The organism is Wenjunlia tyrosinilytica (genome assembly GCF_014646055.1).
GTDB lineage: Bacteria > Actinomycetota > Actinomycetes > Streptomycetales > Streptomycetaceae > Wenjunlia > Wenjunlia tyrosinilytica.
Map to the genome: position 1 here is coordinate 1 of NZ_BMMS01000045.1, position 16608 is coordinate 16608.

The 16608-nt window shown below is 71.3% G+C and carries 15 protein-coding genes; 9 read left to right on the top strand and 6 right to left on the bottom strand.

The annotated features are described in order from the left end of the window. The first annotated feature begins 36 nt into the window (after window positions 1-36). The 3 genes from IEY86_RS32345 (at window position 37) to IEY86_RS32355 (ending at window position 6126) form a co-directional block, all read left to right on the top strand. Window positions 37-4218, top strand: coding sequence for an alpha/beta fold hydrolase (locus IEY86_RS32345; RefSeq protein WP_189135472.1), 4182 nt, complete (start codon window positions 37-39; stop codon window positions 4216-4218). Window positions 4219-4358: 140 nt separating this feature from the next. Beyond that, window positions 4359-4568, top strand: coding sequence for an MbtH family protein (locus IEY86_RS32350; protein ID WP_308425193.1), 210 nt, complete (start codon window positions 4359-4361; stop codon window positions 4566-4568). 31 nt (window positions 4569-4599) lie between these two features. After that, on the top strand, window positions 4600-6126 hold the full coding sequence (locus IEY86_RS32355) for an amino acid adenylation domain-containing protein (RefSeq protein WP_189135474.1): 1527 nt from the start codon (window positions 4600-4602) through the stop codon (window positions 6124-6126). 230 nt (window positions 6127-6356) lie between these two features. Here the strand turns inward: IEY86_RS32355 and IEY86_RS32360 are convergent, their stop codons facing one another. From IEY86_RS32360 to IEY86_RS32375, 4 genes are read right to left on the bottom strand one after another with little or no spacing between them, the layout of a single operon-like run. Then, on the bottom strand, window positions 6357-7082 hold the full coding sequence (locus IEY86_RS32360; protein ID WP_189135475.1) for an acyl-CoA dehydrogenase family protein: 726 nt from the start codon (window positions 7080-7082) through the stop codon (window positions 6357-6359). Further along, a complete protein-coding gene (locus IEY86_RS32365) occupies window positions 7079-8161 on the bottom strand; it encodes an acyl-CoA dehydrogenase family protein (protein WP_189135476.1) in 1083 nt (360 codons plus the stop codon). Before IEY86_RS32365 ends, IEY86_RS32360 begins: the two co-directional genes overlap by 4 nt. Next, window positions 8151-8405: an acyl carrier protein gene (locus IEY86_RS32370; protein ID WP_189135477.1), complete on the bottom strand. Its 255-nt coding sequence runs from the start codon at window positions 8403-8405 to the stop codon at window positions 8151-8153. Before IEY86_RS32370 ends, IEY86_RS32365 begins: the two co-directional genes overlap by 11 nt. A gap of 11 nt (window positions 8406-8416) precedes the next feature. Next, the gene (locus tag IEY86_RS32375) at window positions 8417-9115 is read right to left on the bottom strand and encodes an alpha/beta fold hydrolase (protein ID WP_189135478.1); all 699 of its coding nucleotides are present in this window, start codon (window positions 9113-9115) and stop codon (window positions 8417-8419) included. 253 nt (window positions 9116-9368) lie between these two features. On the opposite strand from IEY86_RS32375, the gene IEY86_RS32380 reads away from it, so the two are divergent. After that, window positions 9369-10535: an SAM-dependent methyltransferase gene (locus tag IEY86_RS32380; protein WP_189135479.1), complete on the top strand. Its 1167-nt coding sequence runs from the start codon at window positions 9369-9371 to the stop codon at window positions 10533-10535. 235 nt (window positions 10536-10770) lie between these two features. After that, window positions 10771-11175 (top strand): Mur ligase family protein, encoded by a 405-nt coding sequence (locus tag IEY86_RS32385; RefSeq protein ID WP_229698964.1) that lies wholly within the window; start codon window positions 10771-10773, stop codon window positions 11173-11175. On the opposite strand, the gene IEY86_RS32390 is transcribed toward IEY86_RS32385, so the two are convergent. Both IEY86_RS32390 and IEY86_RS32395 read right to left on the bottom strand, forming a co-directional pair. Continuing rightward, complete coding sequence (locus tag IEY86_RS32390; RefSeq protein WP_189135480.1) at window positions 11068-11988, bottom strand: AfsR/SARP family transcriptional regulator; 921 nt, start codon at window positions 11986-11988, stop codon at window positions 11068-11070. The genes IEY86_RS32385 and IEY86_RS32390 overlap by 108 nt on opposite strands. 1540 nt (window positions 11989-13528) lie before the next feature. Then, complete coding sequence (locus IEY86_RS32395; protein ID WP_189135481.1) at window positions 13529-13831, bottom strand: VOC family protein; 303 nt, start codon at window positions 13829-13831, stop codon at window positions 13529-13531. Window positions 13832-14107: 276 nt separating this feature from the next. Here IEY86_RS32395 and IEY86_RS32400 point away from each other — a divergent pair, with 276 nt between their 5' ends. The 4 genes from IEY86_RS32400 to IEY86_RS32415 are packed head-to-tail and all read left to right on the top strand — an operon-like array spanning window position 14108 to window position 16545. Next, window positions 14108-14512, top strand: a complete 405-nt coding sequence (locus tag IEY86_RS32400) for a PaaI family thioesterase (RefSeq protein WP_189135482.1) — start codon at window positions 14108-14110, stop codon at window positions 14510-14512. Between the two features lie 7 nt (window positions 14513-14519). Beyond that, window positions 14520-15557 carry a zinc-dependent alcohol dehydrogenase gene (locus IEY86_RS32405; RefSeq protein WP_189135483.1) on the top strand — a complete coding sequence of 346 codons (1038 nt, stop codon included), beginning with the start codon at window positions 14520-14522 and terminating at the stop codon, window positions 15555-15557. Beyond that, complete coding sequence (locus IEY86_RS32410; RefSeq protein ID WP_189135484.1) at window positions 15557-16249, top strand: TetR/AcrR family transcriptional regulator; 693 nt, start codon at window positions 15557-15559, stop codon at window positions 16247-16249. Before IEY86_RS32405 ends, IEY86_RS32410 begins: the two co-directional genes overlap by 1 nt. Before the next feature lie 2 nt (window positions 16250-16251). After that, a complete protein-coding gene (locus tag IEY86_RS32415; RefSeq protein ID WP_189135485.1) occupies window positions 16252-16545 on the top strand; it encodes a putative quinol monooxygenase in 294 nt (97 codons plus the stop codon). Window positions 16546-16608: the final 63 nt, after the last annotated feature.

Consider the following 16608-nt stretch of genomic DNA (forward strand, 5'->3'; position numbering starts at 1 on the left):
GTGGGCCGTTGGCTGCCGGACGGGACGTTGGAGTTCGTGGGACGCAATGATTTCCAGGTCAAGGTCCGGGGTTACCGGATCGAGCTCGGCGAGATCGAGGCCCGACTGCTGGAGATCGACGCCGTCCGGGAAGCCGTCGTGGTGGCGCACGGTGATCGCCTCGACGCCTACTACGTGCCCGACAGCAGCATCGGGGTCGAAACGCTGCGCGATGCGCTGAGTGAGGTCCTTCCTTCCTACATGGTGCCGTCGGCGTTTGTCGCGCTGGAGTCGCTGCCGTTGACCCCGAACGGGAAGGTGGACCGGGACAAGCTTCCGGTGCCGGACGGTGGCGCGGTGGTGGCCCGCGGCTACCGGGCCCCGGTGGGTGTGGTGGAGGAGGTGCTGGCCGGGATCTGGTCGGACCTGCTGAATGTGGAGCGCGTCGGGCGCGACGATGACTTCTTCGAACTCGGCGGGCACTCCCTGCTCGCGGTCTCGCTGGTGGAGCGGATGCGGCAGGCCGGGCTGTCGTGTGATGTGCGGGCGGTGTTCACCACCCCCACCGTTGCCGGACTGGCCGCGGCGGTCGCGGCCGGAGGCGGCGCCGAGGTGTCGGTGCCGCCGAACGCGATTCCGGCGGACGCCGATGTGATCACGCCGGGGATGCTGCCGCTGGTGGATCTGACCGAGGAACAGATCACCAAGGTGGTCGCCTCGGTGTCCGGTGGCGCGGGCAACGTGCAGGACATCTACCCGCTCGCCCCGTTGCAGGAAGGCTTCCTCTTCCACCACGCGATGCACGAGGACGGCGACCCGTACTTGCTGTCCTTCCTGCTCACCATGGACACCCGGGCCGCGGTGGACCAATTCACGGCCGCGGTGCAGTCTGTTCTGGACCGGCACGACATCCTGCGTACGTCGGTGGCGTGGGACGGCCTGCCTCGGCCGGTCCAGGTGGTCTGGCGACACGCCGCCCTGCCCGTGGAGGAGCTGTCGCTCGACGGGGCCGTCGATGCCGCCGCCGAGCTGCAGGCCAGGTTCGAGCCCCGGCACTACCGACTTGACCTGGGAACCGCGCCACTGCTGCGGGTGGCCACGGCGTACGACGAGCCGAACGAGCGGTGGCTGTTGCTGGTGCTGATGCATCATCTGGTCGGCGACCACACCACATTGGATGTGATGCGGGAGGAGATTCGTGCCCTGCTGACCGGTCGGGCCGGTGCGTTGCCGGAGCCGGTGCCGTACCGCAACGTGGTGGGCCAAGCCGTGCTGGGTACAACCCAGCAGGAGCACGAGGAGTTCTTCACCGAGCTGCTCGGCGATGTCGACGAGTCGACAGCGCCGTACGGCCTGCTCGACGTCCGCGGTGACGGCACCCGTATGGCCACGGTCTGCGTCGAGCTCGACCCGGCGGTGGCCCGGTCCCTGCGCGAACAGGCACACCAGCGGGGCGTGTCCCCGGCGAGCGTGTGCCACCTCGCCTGGGGCCTGGCGCTGTCGCGGCTGACCGGCCGCTCGGATGTCGTGTTCGGCACGGGGCTGTTCGGCCGACTGAGTGGCGGCGACGGGGCGGACCGCGGTATCGGCCTGTTCATCAACACCCTGCCGGTGCGGATCGCGGTCGGCACGGCGAGCGCGGCGGACGCCGTACGAGGGACCCATCACCTGCTCGCCGACCTGCTGGCGCACGAGCATGCCCCCCTGATGGTGGCGCAGCGGTGCAGCCGCGTCGCCGCCCCGGCGCCGCTGTTCACCAGCCTGCTCGTCTACCGGCACAGCCCTGTGACGGCCGCCGAACCGGACACCGAGGCGACGCCATGGTCAGGTATGCAGGTGCTGCAGGCCGACGAGCGCACCACGTACCCGGTCGACGTTACGGTGGACGACCTCGGCGAGGGCTTCGTTCTGACTGTGAAGGTGGCCGAGCCGGTCGACCCGGAGCGGGTGTGCGCGCTGTTCGGCAGCGCCCTGACGACCGTGACCGAGGCCTTGGAGCGGGCGCCCGGAACCCCGGTACGGGACTTGGACGTCCTGCCTGCCGACGAGCGCGACCTCGTGCTGACCGCCTTCCCGGAGGCGGTGGGCCGGCGGGTGTACATCCTCGACCCGCAGGACCGCCCGGCTCCTATCGGTGTGACCGGTGAGCTGGCTGTCGGTGAGCTGGCGGTCGGTGAGTTGGCTGTCGGTCAGCCCGGCGCCGGGCTGCGGCGCACCGGTGAGCACGGCCGGTGGCGGGCCGACGGAACCCTCGAAGTGGTGACTCCGGAGGGGGAGGCCGGGGACGTTCCCGGTCGCACTGGTCCGGCGGAGCCCGCGTACGAGGCCCCGCGCGGAGAGGTCGAGGAGAAGATCGCGGAGATCTGGGCGCGGTTGCTCGACGTGCACCGCATCGGCCGCCACGACAGCTTCTTCGAGCGCGGTGGTCAGTCCCTGCTTGCGATCCAGGTCGGACTGGAGTGCAAGAGGGCGGGCCTGGACGTGACGGTCGCCGACTTGTTCGCGTACCCCCGGCTCAAGGATCTCGCGCATGCCCTGGCCGGGCGGTCGGGGGCGGCCGGGCCGGCCGCCCTCGAGGACCGGGCCGTGGTGCTGCGCGCCGGGGACCGCCGCCGCGCGCCGCTGTTCCTGGTGCATGACGGCGACGGATACCTGCTCTACGGTCGGGCGCTGCTGCCGTATCTCGACGAGGACCAGCCGGTGTACGGCCTCCCGGTGGACCCGGCCGGACCGGATGGCATGCGTACGGTCGAGGGCAGTGCGGCCCGGATGGTCCGGCTGATCCGTCAGGTGCAGCCGGAAGGGCCGTACAGGGTGGCCGGCTACTCCAGCGGCGGGACGCTGGCGTACGAGATCGGGGTCCAGTTGCGTGGCCTGGACCAGCGGGTGGACTTCGTCGGGCTGATCGACACCCACTTCCCAGGTGACGCCGGCTTCTTCGCCGACGTGCTGGACAGCGACGAGGGCTTCCTGCTGCGCATGTACGAGCGGCTGGCCCAGGGCGATCCGGACTGGGAGGCGAAGGTCCGCGGGCTCGCCGCGTCCGGACCGCACGACTTCACCGCGCTCGTCGAGGCCGTGGGGGCGGTGTGGCCCTCGGAGATGACGGTGACGGAGTTCCGGGCCGCGGTCTCTGCCATGCGGGCGATGCTGCGCGCCGAGACCGGGTACGTGGTCCAGCCCAGCACCGTCCCGGTGCACCTGTTCCGGGCCGCTGAGCCGACCGGCAGCGCCGAGCCGGACGAGATGCTCGGCTGGGGCCGGGTGCTCACTCCGCATACGGTCACTGTGACCACCGTCCCGGGCGATCACCAGACGATGCTGGTGGCGCCGAACCTGGACCGGTTCGGGGCGGATTTCGCGGCCGCGCTGCACAGTGTCGGCACGCCGCGGCGTGCAGACACGTATCAGCCGGTGGTGACGCTCCAGCGCGGACGGCCCGGCACGCACCCGACGGTGTTCTGCGTGCCCGGTGCGGGCGCGGGCGTGGTCAGCTTCAGCGACCTGGTGTCCCGGCTGGGCCGGGACTGGACCGTGTACGGCCTGCAGCCGCGCGGCCTGGACGGCACGGACGTGCCGCACAGCAGCGTGACCGCGGCCGCCCGCGCCTACCTGGACGGGATCGCGCGCACCGGTATCGGCGGACCGCTGCACCTGGTCGGCCACTCGTTCGGCGGCTGGGTGGCCTACGAGATGGCCACCATGCTGCGGGCCGAGGGCCGGGACGTGACGTTGACCATCGTCGACAGTGAGGTTCCCGATCCGGCGGGTGCGCCCGCCCGGCAACACAGCCATCTCCAGGTGCTCACCCGCTGGCTGGAGGTCTTCGAGCTGACTGTCGAGCAGCCGTTGGGCCTCACCGCCGAGCGGCTCGCGGCACAACCGCTGACCGCGCAGCTGACCGCGGTCCACGGTCGGCTGGTCCACTTCGGACTGGCCTCCGCCCGCACCACACCGAGCTACTTGCGAGGTCCGCTGACGACGTTCGCCGCCGCGGTCCGGACGACGTACACCCCCCGGCACGCCTACCCGGGCCCGGTGCACATGGTGTTCGCCGACGATCCCCGCCAGACCGAAGCGGAGAACGACCTCGAGTGCGCCGAGCGGGAGCGGGGCTGGGCCGCCTGGATCGCGGATCTGCACGTCTCCCGGGCCCCCGGAAATCACATGACCACCCTCGATACGCCGCATGTCGACGCCATTGCCGCACTGCTGCGACAACGCCGTACGGATTGCTGACCACCGGCTGACCGACTGCTGAGCAAAAGCACAGCCATTATTCCGGCGCACCATCCGGAGCGCCATGATGTAACCGGGCCGCGGATTCCGCCGCCCACCGAATTCCGGAGGATTCCGGAACTCCCGAAAGGACACGAGTGATGATCAATGTATTCGACGATCCGGACGGTCAGTTCGTCGCCGTGGTGAACGCGGAGAATCAGCATTCGCTGTGGCCGACCGCCCTCGGCGTACCGGGCGGCTGGACGGTCGTGCACGGCCCGGACACCCGGCAGAACTGCCTCGACTACATCGAGGACAACTGGACCGACATGCGCCCGGCGAGTCTGATCCGGGAATCGGCCGGCTGAGCGGCCCGGCGGGACGGGGGAGGGAGACCGCGTGACATCCATCGATCTGTCGGCCCGCACCGGCGGCCTGCACGACCTGGTGACCGCGCGGGCGCGGGCGGCGCCTGAGGCCGTGGCGGTCACGCTCGGCCCTGCGTCCATCAGCTACGGCGATCTGATCGATCGCGCGGAGCGGCTCGCCCGGCGCCTTCTTGAGGCCGGCGTCCGGCCGTGGGACTTCGTCGGGGTGGCGGTGGACCGCTCCCTCGACGCCGTCACCGGGCTCCTCGGCGTCCTGCTGTGCGGCGCCGCGTATGTGCCGATCGCTGCCGAACTGCCGGCCGAGCGGATCCGGGTGATCGCGGTCGACGCGAAGCTCGGCGTGGTGACCGGGTCCGGCGCCCCGGTCGCCGCCGCGATCCCGGCCCGGTGGATCCCGGCTGACGGGACCGGGCCGGCCGACGGGGACCTGCCGGACTCCGACCCGGACCGGCCCGCGTACGCCATCTTCACGTCCGGATCGACCGGGCGACCCAAGGGCGTGGTGGTCTCGCACCGGGCGGTGGTCGCGTCGACGCTGGCCCGGTTCGGCGTCTACCCCTACGACGACGTCACCTACCTGATGCTCGCGCCACTGACCATCGACGCCGCCGTCGCCGGCCTCTTCTTCACACTCGCCGCCGGCGGCCGGGTGGTGATACCCACCCCGGACGAGGTGCTCGACCCGCAGCTGCTCGCCGACCTGGTACGTGACCGTGCGGTCAGCCACCTGGACGGCCTGCCGTCCCAGTACGCGGCACTGCTGCGCTTCCACCCCGAGTCGCTGACCGGCCTGCGGTGCGTCATCGCGGGCGGCGAGAGCCTGCACCACGCCGTGGTCCGCGAGCACCTGGCGGCCCTGCCCGACACCCTGCTGTTCAACGAGTACGGGCCGACCGAGGGCACCGTGTGGGCCACCGTGCACCGATGCACCTCGGCCGATACCGGCCCGCTGGTCCCGATCGGACGGCCGATCACCGGGGTCCGGGCCACTGTCCGAGCGGCCGACCTGACCGCGGCCGAACCCGGTGCCCTCGGCGAGATCTACCTCGGCGGCGCCGGGCTGGCGTGGAGCTACCTCGGCCGGCCCGCCCTGACCGCGGAACGGTTCGTCGCCGACCCGGATCCCCGGTTCCCGGGCCGGCGGATGTACCGCACCGGCGACCTGGGCCATGTGACCCCGGACGGCGACCTGGTCTTCCAGGGCCGCGACGACAACCTGGTCAAGGTCCGCGGCTTCCGCGTCGAACTCGGCGAGCTCGAGGCACATTTGCTGCAGCATCCGGATCTGGCGGACGCGGCCGTCGTGCCGCACGCTGCCCCGACCGGCCTGCGCCTGGTCGCGGTGGTGGCGTTCGCCCCGGGCCGGTCCGTCGGCGGCCGGGCGCTGGCCGCCTTCCTGGCCGACCGGCTGCCCGCCTACATGCTGCCCACCCGCTGGCGGCAGGTGCCCGAGCTGCCGCGGACCGGCAACGGCAAGGTGGACCGGGCTCTGCTCCGCGCGTCCGCCACGACGGTGGGCGCCGAACTGCCGACCTGATCGGCGGGACCGGCCGTCGTGTGGGGACCCTGCTCGGCGGGACCCGCCGTCATGTGGGGATCCTGCTCGGCCGGACGGCTGGTCCGGCCGTCTCGCGGGGATCCTGCTCGGCGGGATCCGCTGTCTCGTGGGGATCCTGCTCGGCCGGACGGCTGGTCCGGCCGTCTCGCGGGGATCCCGCTCGGCGGGATCCGCTGTCTCGTGGGGATCCTGCTCGGCCGGACCGGCCGTCATGTGGAGGCGGGGGCGGCGGCCAGCCAGCGCTCCCCGGCCGCCTGCCACAGGCTGCGCGGGGATCCGCAGAGTTCGGTCAGGGCGTACGCGCCGCGGTAGCGTCGGACCACGTCCGGGTCGCTGGTGCCCGCCGCGCCGAACGCTTGTACGAGTGTGTGCGCGCAGGTCAGCGCCGCTGCCACGCTCGCAGCCGCGGCAGCCGGTGCGGCATGGCCGGCCGGGCGGCCCCGGTCCTCGTACCAGGCGGCGTGCCAGACCGCGATCCGGGCCAGGGCCAGGTCCAGGGCGGACTCGGCGAGGCGGTGCGAGGTGCCCTGGTACTCGATCTGCCGTCGGCCCGTGATCACCCGATCGGCCGCACGATCCTGCGCCACCTCCAGGCATTCGCGGCCGAGACCCACCCCGTAGGCCGCGCAGAGCAACAGGTCGCGGTCGGTCGTGGGGGTGGCCGGTTGGGCGCTCGGCACGACATCCGGCAGTTTCTCGCCGGGATGGGCGTCGAGGAACGCGAACGCCGCCCGTACCGTCGTGATGTCGTGGCAGCTTGCGCCCAGTTCCTCCAGCGCGAGGCACCACTCCACCAGCCCGCCGTCGGCCAGGGTCGCGGTGACACCGGCTTGCCGCAGAACCGCCCAGCCGGAGCCGGCAGGCGAAACCGCCAGCAGGGCGGTCCGCACGGCGCCAAGCAGATTCCGCTGGTCGTCGTCGAGATCCAGATTCACCGTACGGCCCGTCCGATCGGGAAGTCAGTGGCGATGAGGTCGAGCTGCAACTCCTGGGGGCCGCCCGAGATGGTCAGCTCCGGGGCCTCGTCCACGGCCGCGCTGAGCTCCGGCGTCGGCGCCAGTTCCTCGCCCGCCCACCGGGCCACCGCCTGACCGGCCCGCGCGCACGCCAGCTTCGAGTACGCGATCAGGACCTCGTCGACGTCGAGGACGTCGGCCGTGTGCATGGCGTGGAACGCGAGCGCGCGTGCCCCGGCCACCTGGGCCCGCAGCCGGACCAGGTCGCCGGCCGCCGCCGCCCGGGCCGCCCGGGGCAGCCGGTGGAACTCCGTCTCGGTGGCGCGCATCCAGGACGTCGCCCGGGACAGGCACTCGAACCCGGCCCGCTCGAAACCGATCGTGGACGGCAGCAGCGACCATCCGCGGTGCAGCGGCCCGACCAGGGCGTCCGGGCCCACGTAGGCGCCGTCGATCGTGACCTCGAAATAGGGGTCGCCGAGCGCCCGGGGCACCGGCGTCATCTGGATCGCCGGGTCGGTCAGGTCGAGCAGGAACAGGCTGATCCCGTCGTACCGGCTCCGGCCGGCCCGGGTCCGCGCCGAGCACAGGGCGATCCCGGACCGGTCGGTGCTCACGCTCCAGGTCTTGACGCCGGTGATCCGCCAGCCCCCGCTGTCCGGGGTGGCCGTGGCCCGGATCGCGGCCGAGTCGCTGCCGGCGCCCGGCTCGGACAGCAGGAGGCTGCCGAACAACCGGCCGGCCGCGATCTTGGGCAGCCAGCGGGCCTGCTGTTCCGCGCTGCCGAAGGCGAGCAGCGCGCCGCCCACGGCCTGCACCGTGACGATGTGGATCACATCCGGCAGGCCGCGGGCACCCATCCGCTCGGCGGCGGCCACATGGTGTGCCAGACTCAGCCCGCGCCCGCCGAACGCGGCCGGATAGTGCACGGCCAGCAGCCGCTCGGCGCCGAGCCGGGCGAACAGGGCCAGCGGATCCGTGCCGGGCGGCGCGGCGTCCAGCACGCGGTCCACCTCGTCGGCCAGCCGTGCCTGCGCGGCGTCGAGTTCAGGACGCATGGCTGGCTTGCTCGGCCGTCGCCCGGACCTGCTCCACGGACGCCGCGAGGTCGCGCAGCGTCGGGTTCGCGAAAATCTGTGCCACCCGCAGCCGCAGCCCGGTCTGCCGGGCGAGCCGGCCGATCAGATGCATCGCGGTGATGCTGTCCCCGCCGGCCGAGAAGAAGTCCTCGTCCATGGTCAGGTCGGGGCGGTCCAGCAATTCCCGGGCGAGCTCGAGCACAAGCGCCTGGTCGTCCATCATCTGTCCTTCCGTCACGCGGCGGCAGCGTCGATCGCGGCCGACAGCAGGGCCTGGACCTGCGGGGATCCGAGCGGTCCTGTGGCGGCGTCGACGTGGCGTACCGTCGCCTCGGCCGGCTTGGCGAGCAGGGTGTCCAGGCCCGAGAGAGGTTTTCCGGCGATCACCAGCACCTGGTCCGGATCGGCCGGGCGGGCGGCCGAGCACGCGGTCAGGAACCGCAGCCAGGACCGGTAGCGGTCGAGCAGGCCGTCCACCATTTCGGACGCCGTCTCGTCAGAGCCGTATTGCTCGACCAGACCGTCACGGGCCTTGTTCAGCACCATCTCCCACTGCCCGAGGCCGCCCGCGGCGAACTCGTCATATCCGGGCGGGTCGCATGCCAGGGTGCGGCAGAGCTTGGTGAGCTCGAAATGAATGACTCCCGTGGTGATCGGATAAGGGTCGACCAGCACGGCGCGCGCCCCGGCCCGTTCGGCGAGATGCACCGCGAACGTCGCACCGGCGCAGTAGGCCAGCACCACCTCGGGCCGGTCCGGCCGGTCCTCGAGCAGATCGGCGGCCTGCCGCTCGAGGTCCAGCGGTCCGGCGACCTGCCCGACCAGCGGGTCGACCCGGGTCAGACGCCCGGAGGTGCCCGGTCCGGCCAGGAAGCCGAAATCCGCGGTGTTGCCACTACCGGGAAGATCCAGTGCGAGGACCTCGGTCAGCATGCGTCCGAGCCTTTCCACAGGGCAGCGAATGGAATCCTTTGTGCTTCATCATCGGCGTACGAATGTCATTCCGGGAAGGCTTCTCGGCGCTTTGATCAGGACCCGGTCAGGCGCCGTTCAGCGGTTGGTCAGCGCTTACTCAGGCCTTGCCGAGAACCCATTCTGCGCCCTTGCCGAGAAATTTCCGGGCGCCCATTATGGAATGACCTCGCCCGCGCGGCCGGGCGGAATATGGCCGAGGAAAGGGCATCGGATGGTCAGCGAATGGGAAACCCTGGTAGCCGGTGACCGCCAGACGAGGGTCGGAATCACCGGGCAGGTGCCGGACCCGGATCGACCCCACCTGTGGCCGTCGGTCGGCGAGTACCCCATCTATGACGCCTTCCTCTATCACGCCATGCTCGCCGACCAGCACCGCAACGCGGTGTTCCGCGACGCCGTCCTGCGGCAGGCGCCCGGCGCCACGGTGCTGGAGATCGGCTGCGGCCCCGACCTGCTCTGGTCGCTGTACGCCGCGGAGGCCGGCGCCGACCGGGTCGTCGCCATCGAGAGCCTGGACGACAGTGTCCGCCGGGCGGAGGAACTGGCCCGGGACCGGGCGCCGGGCCGGATCCGCGTGGTGGCGGGCCTGTCGACCGAGGTGACGCTCCCGGACCGAGCCAGCCTCTGCATCGCCGAGCTGGTCGGCTGCATCGGCGGCTCCGAAGGCATGGCCCGGGTGATCGAGGACGCCCGGCGCCGTCATCTGTGTCCGGGCGCACGGGTGGTGCCGCACCGGGTCCGTACGATGGCCGCCGCGGTCTGCCTCGCCGACCTGATGCCCGACGGCCCCGGCGTGCCGGAGATCCTGGTGCCGTACGTGGAGTCGGTCTTCCGGGCGGCCGGTGGCTTCTTCGACCTGCGGATGTGCGTCGGTGGGGTCGGGTACGAAGCGATCCGCTCGACCACCGCGGCGGTCGAGGATCTGCGGTTCAACGAGGGCGACTACCGGCAGGGCGGCGACCTGCGGCTGACCATGACCCGGCCGGGCGGGGTCGACGGGCTGCTGCTCTGGCTGGACCTGCAGGGCCGGGCCGGTGGCGAGCGTCTCGACACCCTGGCGACCCGGACCAGTTGGCTGCCCGTCTATGTGCCGCTGGTGGGTGCCGAGCCGATGACCCTCGACCCGGGCGACGTCATCGAGCTGCGGGTCACGTCCGAGCTCAGCGCCGACGGGATCCACCCGGACTACCGGTTCGCCGGGTCGGTCCGGCGCACCGACTGCCGGCGCATCCAGGTCGCGGCCGAGTCGCTCTACGCCGGATCGGCGTTCCGGCGGTCGCCGCTGCACGCGGCTCTGTTCAGCGCTGAGAAGCCGGTCGACCCTGACCGGGCGAGCCGGGCCCGGCGGCCGTCCGATCCGGCCGAAGTACGCCCGTAACCCCGTCGGATCCGGTCGGCCGTGAGGCCGTCCTCGAATGGACGCGTACCGTCGGGTCAGGCGGACGTTCCGGCGGACCCGCTCGTATCGGGGACCACGTCGAAGCCGTTGATGCGCGCCGTGCCGCCGGCCAATCCCGGTGCTGACGCGGCGGGCTGCGGACGACGTCGCCGCTGCCGTGCTGGCCCGGCAGGGCCGCACGCTGGCGACGGGTGCCGGCCGCGGGGGCAGAGGTGTGGCTGCGCGAGAGCGCCGACCTGTGCGCTGGCGGGTGGACGCGACCGGGCCGCGCTCGGCGCGGATGGTGCTCGGCGGCCCCGGCGCGCAGACCGTGCCGCACCGCGCACGGTGGCACGGTGCGGCACGGCCCCGGGTACGACTCGACCGATGTCGGCGCGTCACCGACATCACCGCCGACCACCTCGGCCACGACGGGCGGCAGTCCATCGAGGACATCGCGTACGTCAAGGCGCTCCTCGCCGAGCGGGTGCGCGACGGCGGCACACTGGTGCTCGACGCCGACGACCCGTGTCTACCCGCGGTCGTCGACGCATCCAGCCGGCAGCCGTCGGCCGCGGACCGGATCCCGGCGGTCACCTCGGCCCAACTGGCCCGGCGTCCGCCGGTCAGGACCGGTTGAGGGCTGTCGGCCGGTCCTGTAGCTGTTGGTGACCGATTCCGGGTAGTGGTCCGGCCCGTTGCCCGTCAGCACCCGCTGGTGCATCGCGGCCAGTTCCGGGCTGGGGTCGAGCCCGAGCCCTTCGCGCAGGATCTGCCGGGCGGTGGTGAAGGTCTGCAGGGCATCGACCCGCCGGCCGACCATCATCAGCGCGACCATGAGGTGGATGTAGGCGGTCTCGCGGTACGGATTGCTCGTGATGAGTTCCTCCAGCGGCGGAATCGCCTCGGTGTGGCGGCCCATGGCGATCAGCGCGGAGGCGTACTCCTGGGTGGCCTCCTCGTGCAGGCGTGACAGGCGGCGCCGGAACGCTGCCAGCCGCGGCCCGCAGTACACGCCGGTGAGCGGTCCGGAGCGCCACAACCGCAGCGCTGCGGCGAACTGGTCGGCTGTGTCCTCGATCGCGCCCCTGCTCAGCGCGCTGCGCGCCTGGGCGACGTGGTTCATGAACCGGTCCGCGTCGACCAGTTGCGGGTCCAGCCGCAGCATGTAATTGCCGTGCAAGTGCCGGATCTCTGGGTCGGCCACCCCGGCCGGAAACCGGATTGTCCGGCGGATGCGCGAGACGTAGACCTGGATCGTGTTCACCGCGGTCTTTGGCGCGAACGCGCCCCAGACCTCGTCGATCAGGTCCGCGACCGCCACGTACGAGTTGTTGTGGGCGGCGAGTAACGCGAGCACCGTCTCCACCTGCGGGCTCAGCGATGCCTGGCTCGCGCCCTTGACCTCGAGGCCGCCCAGCAATTTGATGATCATAGCGTCGTCGCAACTCATGGATGCGATCCTTCCCTCGAGCGCTTGGCCAAGGCGGACCACCACTGAGAGCGTGGCCGCATGGGCTCTGCCAACTTGGAGTGCCGGGACCGGCCCGAGAGGCCGGGTCGTACCCTGATCTCGTACCGGCCGGTCCCTCCGGCCCCGGGGGTTCTGCCCGGGGGTGGAAGTCGTCCGGGCGGCCTGGCCCGGCTCATTCCTCAGCTTTGCCCGTGGGGTGCGAGGGACTTCTCGGCGGGTGTCGCGCAGGATTCCTGATGGCTTGGTCAAGTCCCACCCTGCGTACCCGGATGGCTTGCTGCTCATATGCCGGAGCTTCTGGGATTGGCACGACGATACTCCTCGTGCTGCTGGTGGAGGGCTTCCCCTTTGCGGACCTCCACGACCCGTACTACGGAGAACCAGCCCCGAGGGGTTCAACTGCGTCGTCGACGCATTGCCGGCCCGGCGTCGCAGCCACCTCCGTTGGCGGGGTTGTGCCGGCAGACCGCACGGCAATCCGACCGGTCCGGCCGGGCGTTGCCGCGCCCGGCCGGACCGGTCTCGATGAGTCGACGGCGCTCGGGCACGGCTTCTCTCGCTGAGTCCGTCCAGCAGTGACGCATGACACAGCATCGGTCGGTGTCGCCGTGATGGTTCAGCCGCGTCGTCGCCGCCGACGATGGCCCGGTGCGCTCCCGTCACCCACGATGATCGCGGCGATCGTGCCGAGCCTTGGACGCCGGCCTGTGTCGGCACGGGAGGCGATGGTCACACTGCTTGTCCGGTCGGTCGGAGGGGCGGTGCGCACCAGCGGCTGTGACAGTGGTCAGGTCAGGTCAGGGCAGGGCAGGTTACGTCGGCTGAGGCGATGCTCGCCCAGATTGAGACGCTGAGGCACTTCGACGCAGGCGGCTTCCGCTGGCCTCGCCCGCACGGCGCGCGCCCCCGTCGTGATGCTGTGGCTGGACGCGGTGGACAACACGGCCCGGGCGCCGAACGAGAACCTCGCCCGCGATGGCGGCCGGCATCGCCGCTGGTAACGCCGATTGCTGGAGGGTTCGCTGATGGGTCATCGGTCAGTCCTACCTGAAGAAGGGGCCATCGCGTACCACCGTACTGAGCACGACGGATCGGCAGGGCGGTATGCGGGCAAGGGTGACCTTTCTCATCGCCCCCGCGGCCGCGCGCGGCCGCTTGTTGGCTGGTTTCTGGACACCGTGTGCCGGTCTCTCGTCGAGAAACGAGGGGACGCACGGGGAGAGTCGGCAGGGGAAGATGCTCGCCTGTCCGTCGACGGTCGGTCACCCCTCGTCTCATTGAGCGAACCATGCGGGGCGATCCCGGTTGCGGTGAGTCGGCCGTCGACGGGAGCGGCCGCGGACCCGGACGATCGGGGTGCCGTCCCGCCGACCCCAGGCACGTGCACGTAGCGGTGTCGAACATCTGTGCCGCTTCAAGAGCGATCATGAATGCGCCGATGTGCGTCGTCGCTTCGGATCGCGGGGTCCTTCGGCCGCCCCGGCCGATGTCGCCCGCACTGTCTCTGTCGTCGTCCCGCTCATTCGGCACGCGCCATGAGTGCGGCGGCGGGAACGCCGTCGAGGAGCCCGAGCATCTCGCCAGGGTCGAATTCGACGCCGATCGGATTGTTCTGGTGAATGGGCGACTCCATGAACGTATTGGCTTCCTCGACGCTGTCGAATGCGTCGACCTGCAGTTCCACATGGTTACCATCCGGGTCGCGGGAGTACAGCGAGACCGTCGCCCCGTGATTGAGGCACATGGTGGGCAGCACGTTCCGCTCCTTCAGTCGCTGGTAGTTGGCGAGCAGTGGGCCGAGCGAGTCGTAGGTGTACGCCATGGCGCCTCCCCGGTGAGCGGGGCGCCGGCGTCCCCGGCCCAGCCCCTGGCCGGGGACCCGGACTGCGCGGGGGAGCGGTGAGCCGCATCCGACCCACCGCATCCGACCGACCGCAGCCGGGCGACCGTAACGATCCGGCGCGGTGCGCATCGCAGGACCCGCCCCACGCGCCGTCCGGTGATGCCCAGGATGGGCAAAATGTCGGCACACTCCGCTACTTGCCACCGTCAACTTAACGGTGTCAGGCTGACGGCGGCAAGTTGCGAGGAGGCAAGCATGGCTGTTTCGGCCGAGGCGATTTATGAGGCGGCCCCGTTCGCCCGGACGCTGGGAGTCCGCTTCGACGCGTTGTCGGCGTCGCAGGTCCGCGCGCGGCTGCCGTGGGGCAAGGGGCTCTCCACGGTCGGTGGCGGGATGCACGGCGGTGCGCTGATGGGACTGGCCGACGTGGCCGCGGCGGTATGCGCCTCGGCGAACGGTCCCGAGGGCACGTTGCCCTCCACCATCGAATCCAGCTCCCACTTCCTGCGACCGGTCACCGGCGATCACGCCCTCGCCGTCGCCCGCCCGATCCACGTCGGCGGCAGCTCGGTGGTGGTGGAGGTGGACCTGCTCGACGAACACGAAGTGCTCTGCGTGCGGGTCACCCAGGTCGTCGTCATCCGTGCCCCGAAGCGCTGAGGTGATCATGATGCGGAGCCTGACGGTGGTCGGTCCCAGCCGTGTCGAGTGGAGGGAGGCCCCTTCTCCCGAGCTCCAGGAGGACACGGACGTTCTCGTGCGCCCGATCGCGTCCGCCACGTGCGACTTGGACCGGCGCCTGGTGCTCGGTGACAGCCCGTTCAAGCCGCCGTACGCCCTGGGTCACGAGGCGGTCGGTGAGGTCGTGGCGACCGGCGACGCGCCATGCGGCCTGCGACCCGGAGACCGGGTGGTGATCCCGTGGCACATCAGTTGCGGCACCTGCGCCGAGTGCGGCCGGTCGATGCCAGGCGCGTGCCGCTCCGTTCACCGCCTCGCAAGTTACGGCAACACCGCGGGCGGCCATTGGGGAGGCCTGTTCGACGAACTGGTCCGCGTGCCTTGGGGTGCCCGCAACCTCGTGGCCCTGCCACCGGACGTGGACCCGGTGGTGGCGGCGTTCTGCTCGGACAGCCTGGTCGACGCCTACCGCACGGTCAGCCCGCCTCTTGCCGCGCAGCCGGGGGCCACCGTGCTCGTCGTCGGCGGCACGGCCAGTCTCGGGCTTCTGACGGTGCTGTCGGCCGTGGCACTCGCCGCCACCGAGGTGTTCTATGTGGACCGCAATCCACGGTCGGTCCAGACGGCGGCCCGGCTTGGTGCGACCGCGATGCTGATCACCTCGTACTCCGAGCCGGTCAGCGGTGTGTTCGACCTCACCGTGGACGCCTCCGCAGACACCGAGGGCCTTCGCCGCGCGCTGAAGTCCACACGCCCCGGAGGGACATGCGTGTCCCGTTCTGTGTATTTCACCGAACCCGCGCTGCCCTACCTCGACCTGTACGCCAGCGGCGTCACCCTCGTCACCGGCCCGCCGCACGCCACCCCTCATATGCCCGAAGTGCTGCGGCTCCTCTCATCCGGAGCCCTTGACCCGAGGCCGGTCCTCGCCGGCCCCTACTCCTATGACGAGGCACCCGAGGTGCTGCGCGACCCGCCCCCCGGCAAGCCGGCGTTCGCACACCCGCGGGCCGGTGCGGCCTGATGGCCCCCAGCCGCAACCGCAAGCGGGCACGACCCGGTGAGGGCCCTCGGCTGCGAGCAGAACTGCTCGCAGCCGCCGAACACGTCCTCGACGAGCAGGGGGAGGAAGCCCTCACCGTACGCGGGATCGCCACACTGGTCGGGGTGACGACACCGTCGGTGTACCTGCACTTCGAAAGTCGGCTCGACCTGCTGCACGCCGTCTGCCTGCGGGTGTGGGACCACCTCGAGGAACGCATGCGGGAAGCCGTGGCCGGCACCGACGACCCATTCACCGCACTGTACCGGCGATGCGCCGCCTACATCTCCTTCGGACTCGAACATCCGCTGCGCTACCGCCTCGTCATGAACGGGCCCGCGAGCGAGGCGACCCGTCAGGTGGCCGCCGACTCCTTCCGCCACCTCGCCGAAGCGGTCGAGCCGTGCGTCGCCAGCGGCGCCCTGCGCGGCGACGTGGTAGAGCTGACCCGCAACATCTGCGCCGGCCTGCACGGAGCGGTGGCTCTGCTTGTGCAGCAGCCACCAGCGACGTGGCCGAAAGACCTCGCCGCCTACACCTCCCGCGCAGCCGCCACGGTGTCCTTGGGAGCCGCCGCGCTCGGACGACTGCCCGACCCGGTCACCACTGCGACCACCGCCACCCTCACCGAACTCTTCGGCGCACCGAGTGCGCCCCCGACCATCGGAGACTGACCATGAGTTATGTACTGCGCGCGGAATGGACCATCGGCGAAGGGCACACCGACACCGTCCTCAAGGCCCTGGCCGAACTGGGACCACTGTCCAGGCGGGAACCCGGCAACAAGATCTACCAGCCCTACCAGGCCCCCGACCGGCCGGACGTCATCCACATCTTCGAGGTGTACGAGGACGAGTCGGCCTTCCAGGCGCACATCGACTCCGACCACTACCAGCGGCTTGTCATCGGAACCGTGGCCCCCCTGCTCGTCGACCGCCAACGAGCCGTCTTCCACACCCTCGACCTCTAGGCCGTGTCCGATCATTGATCTTGTGGCTGGCTGTGGTGAGTTGGCGGATGCGGCGTGGGAGCG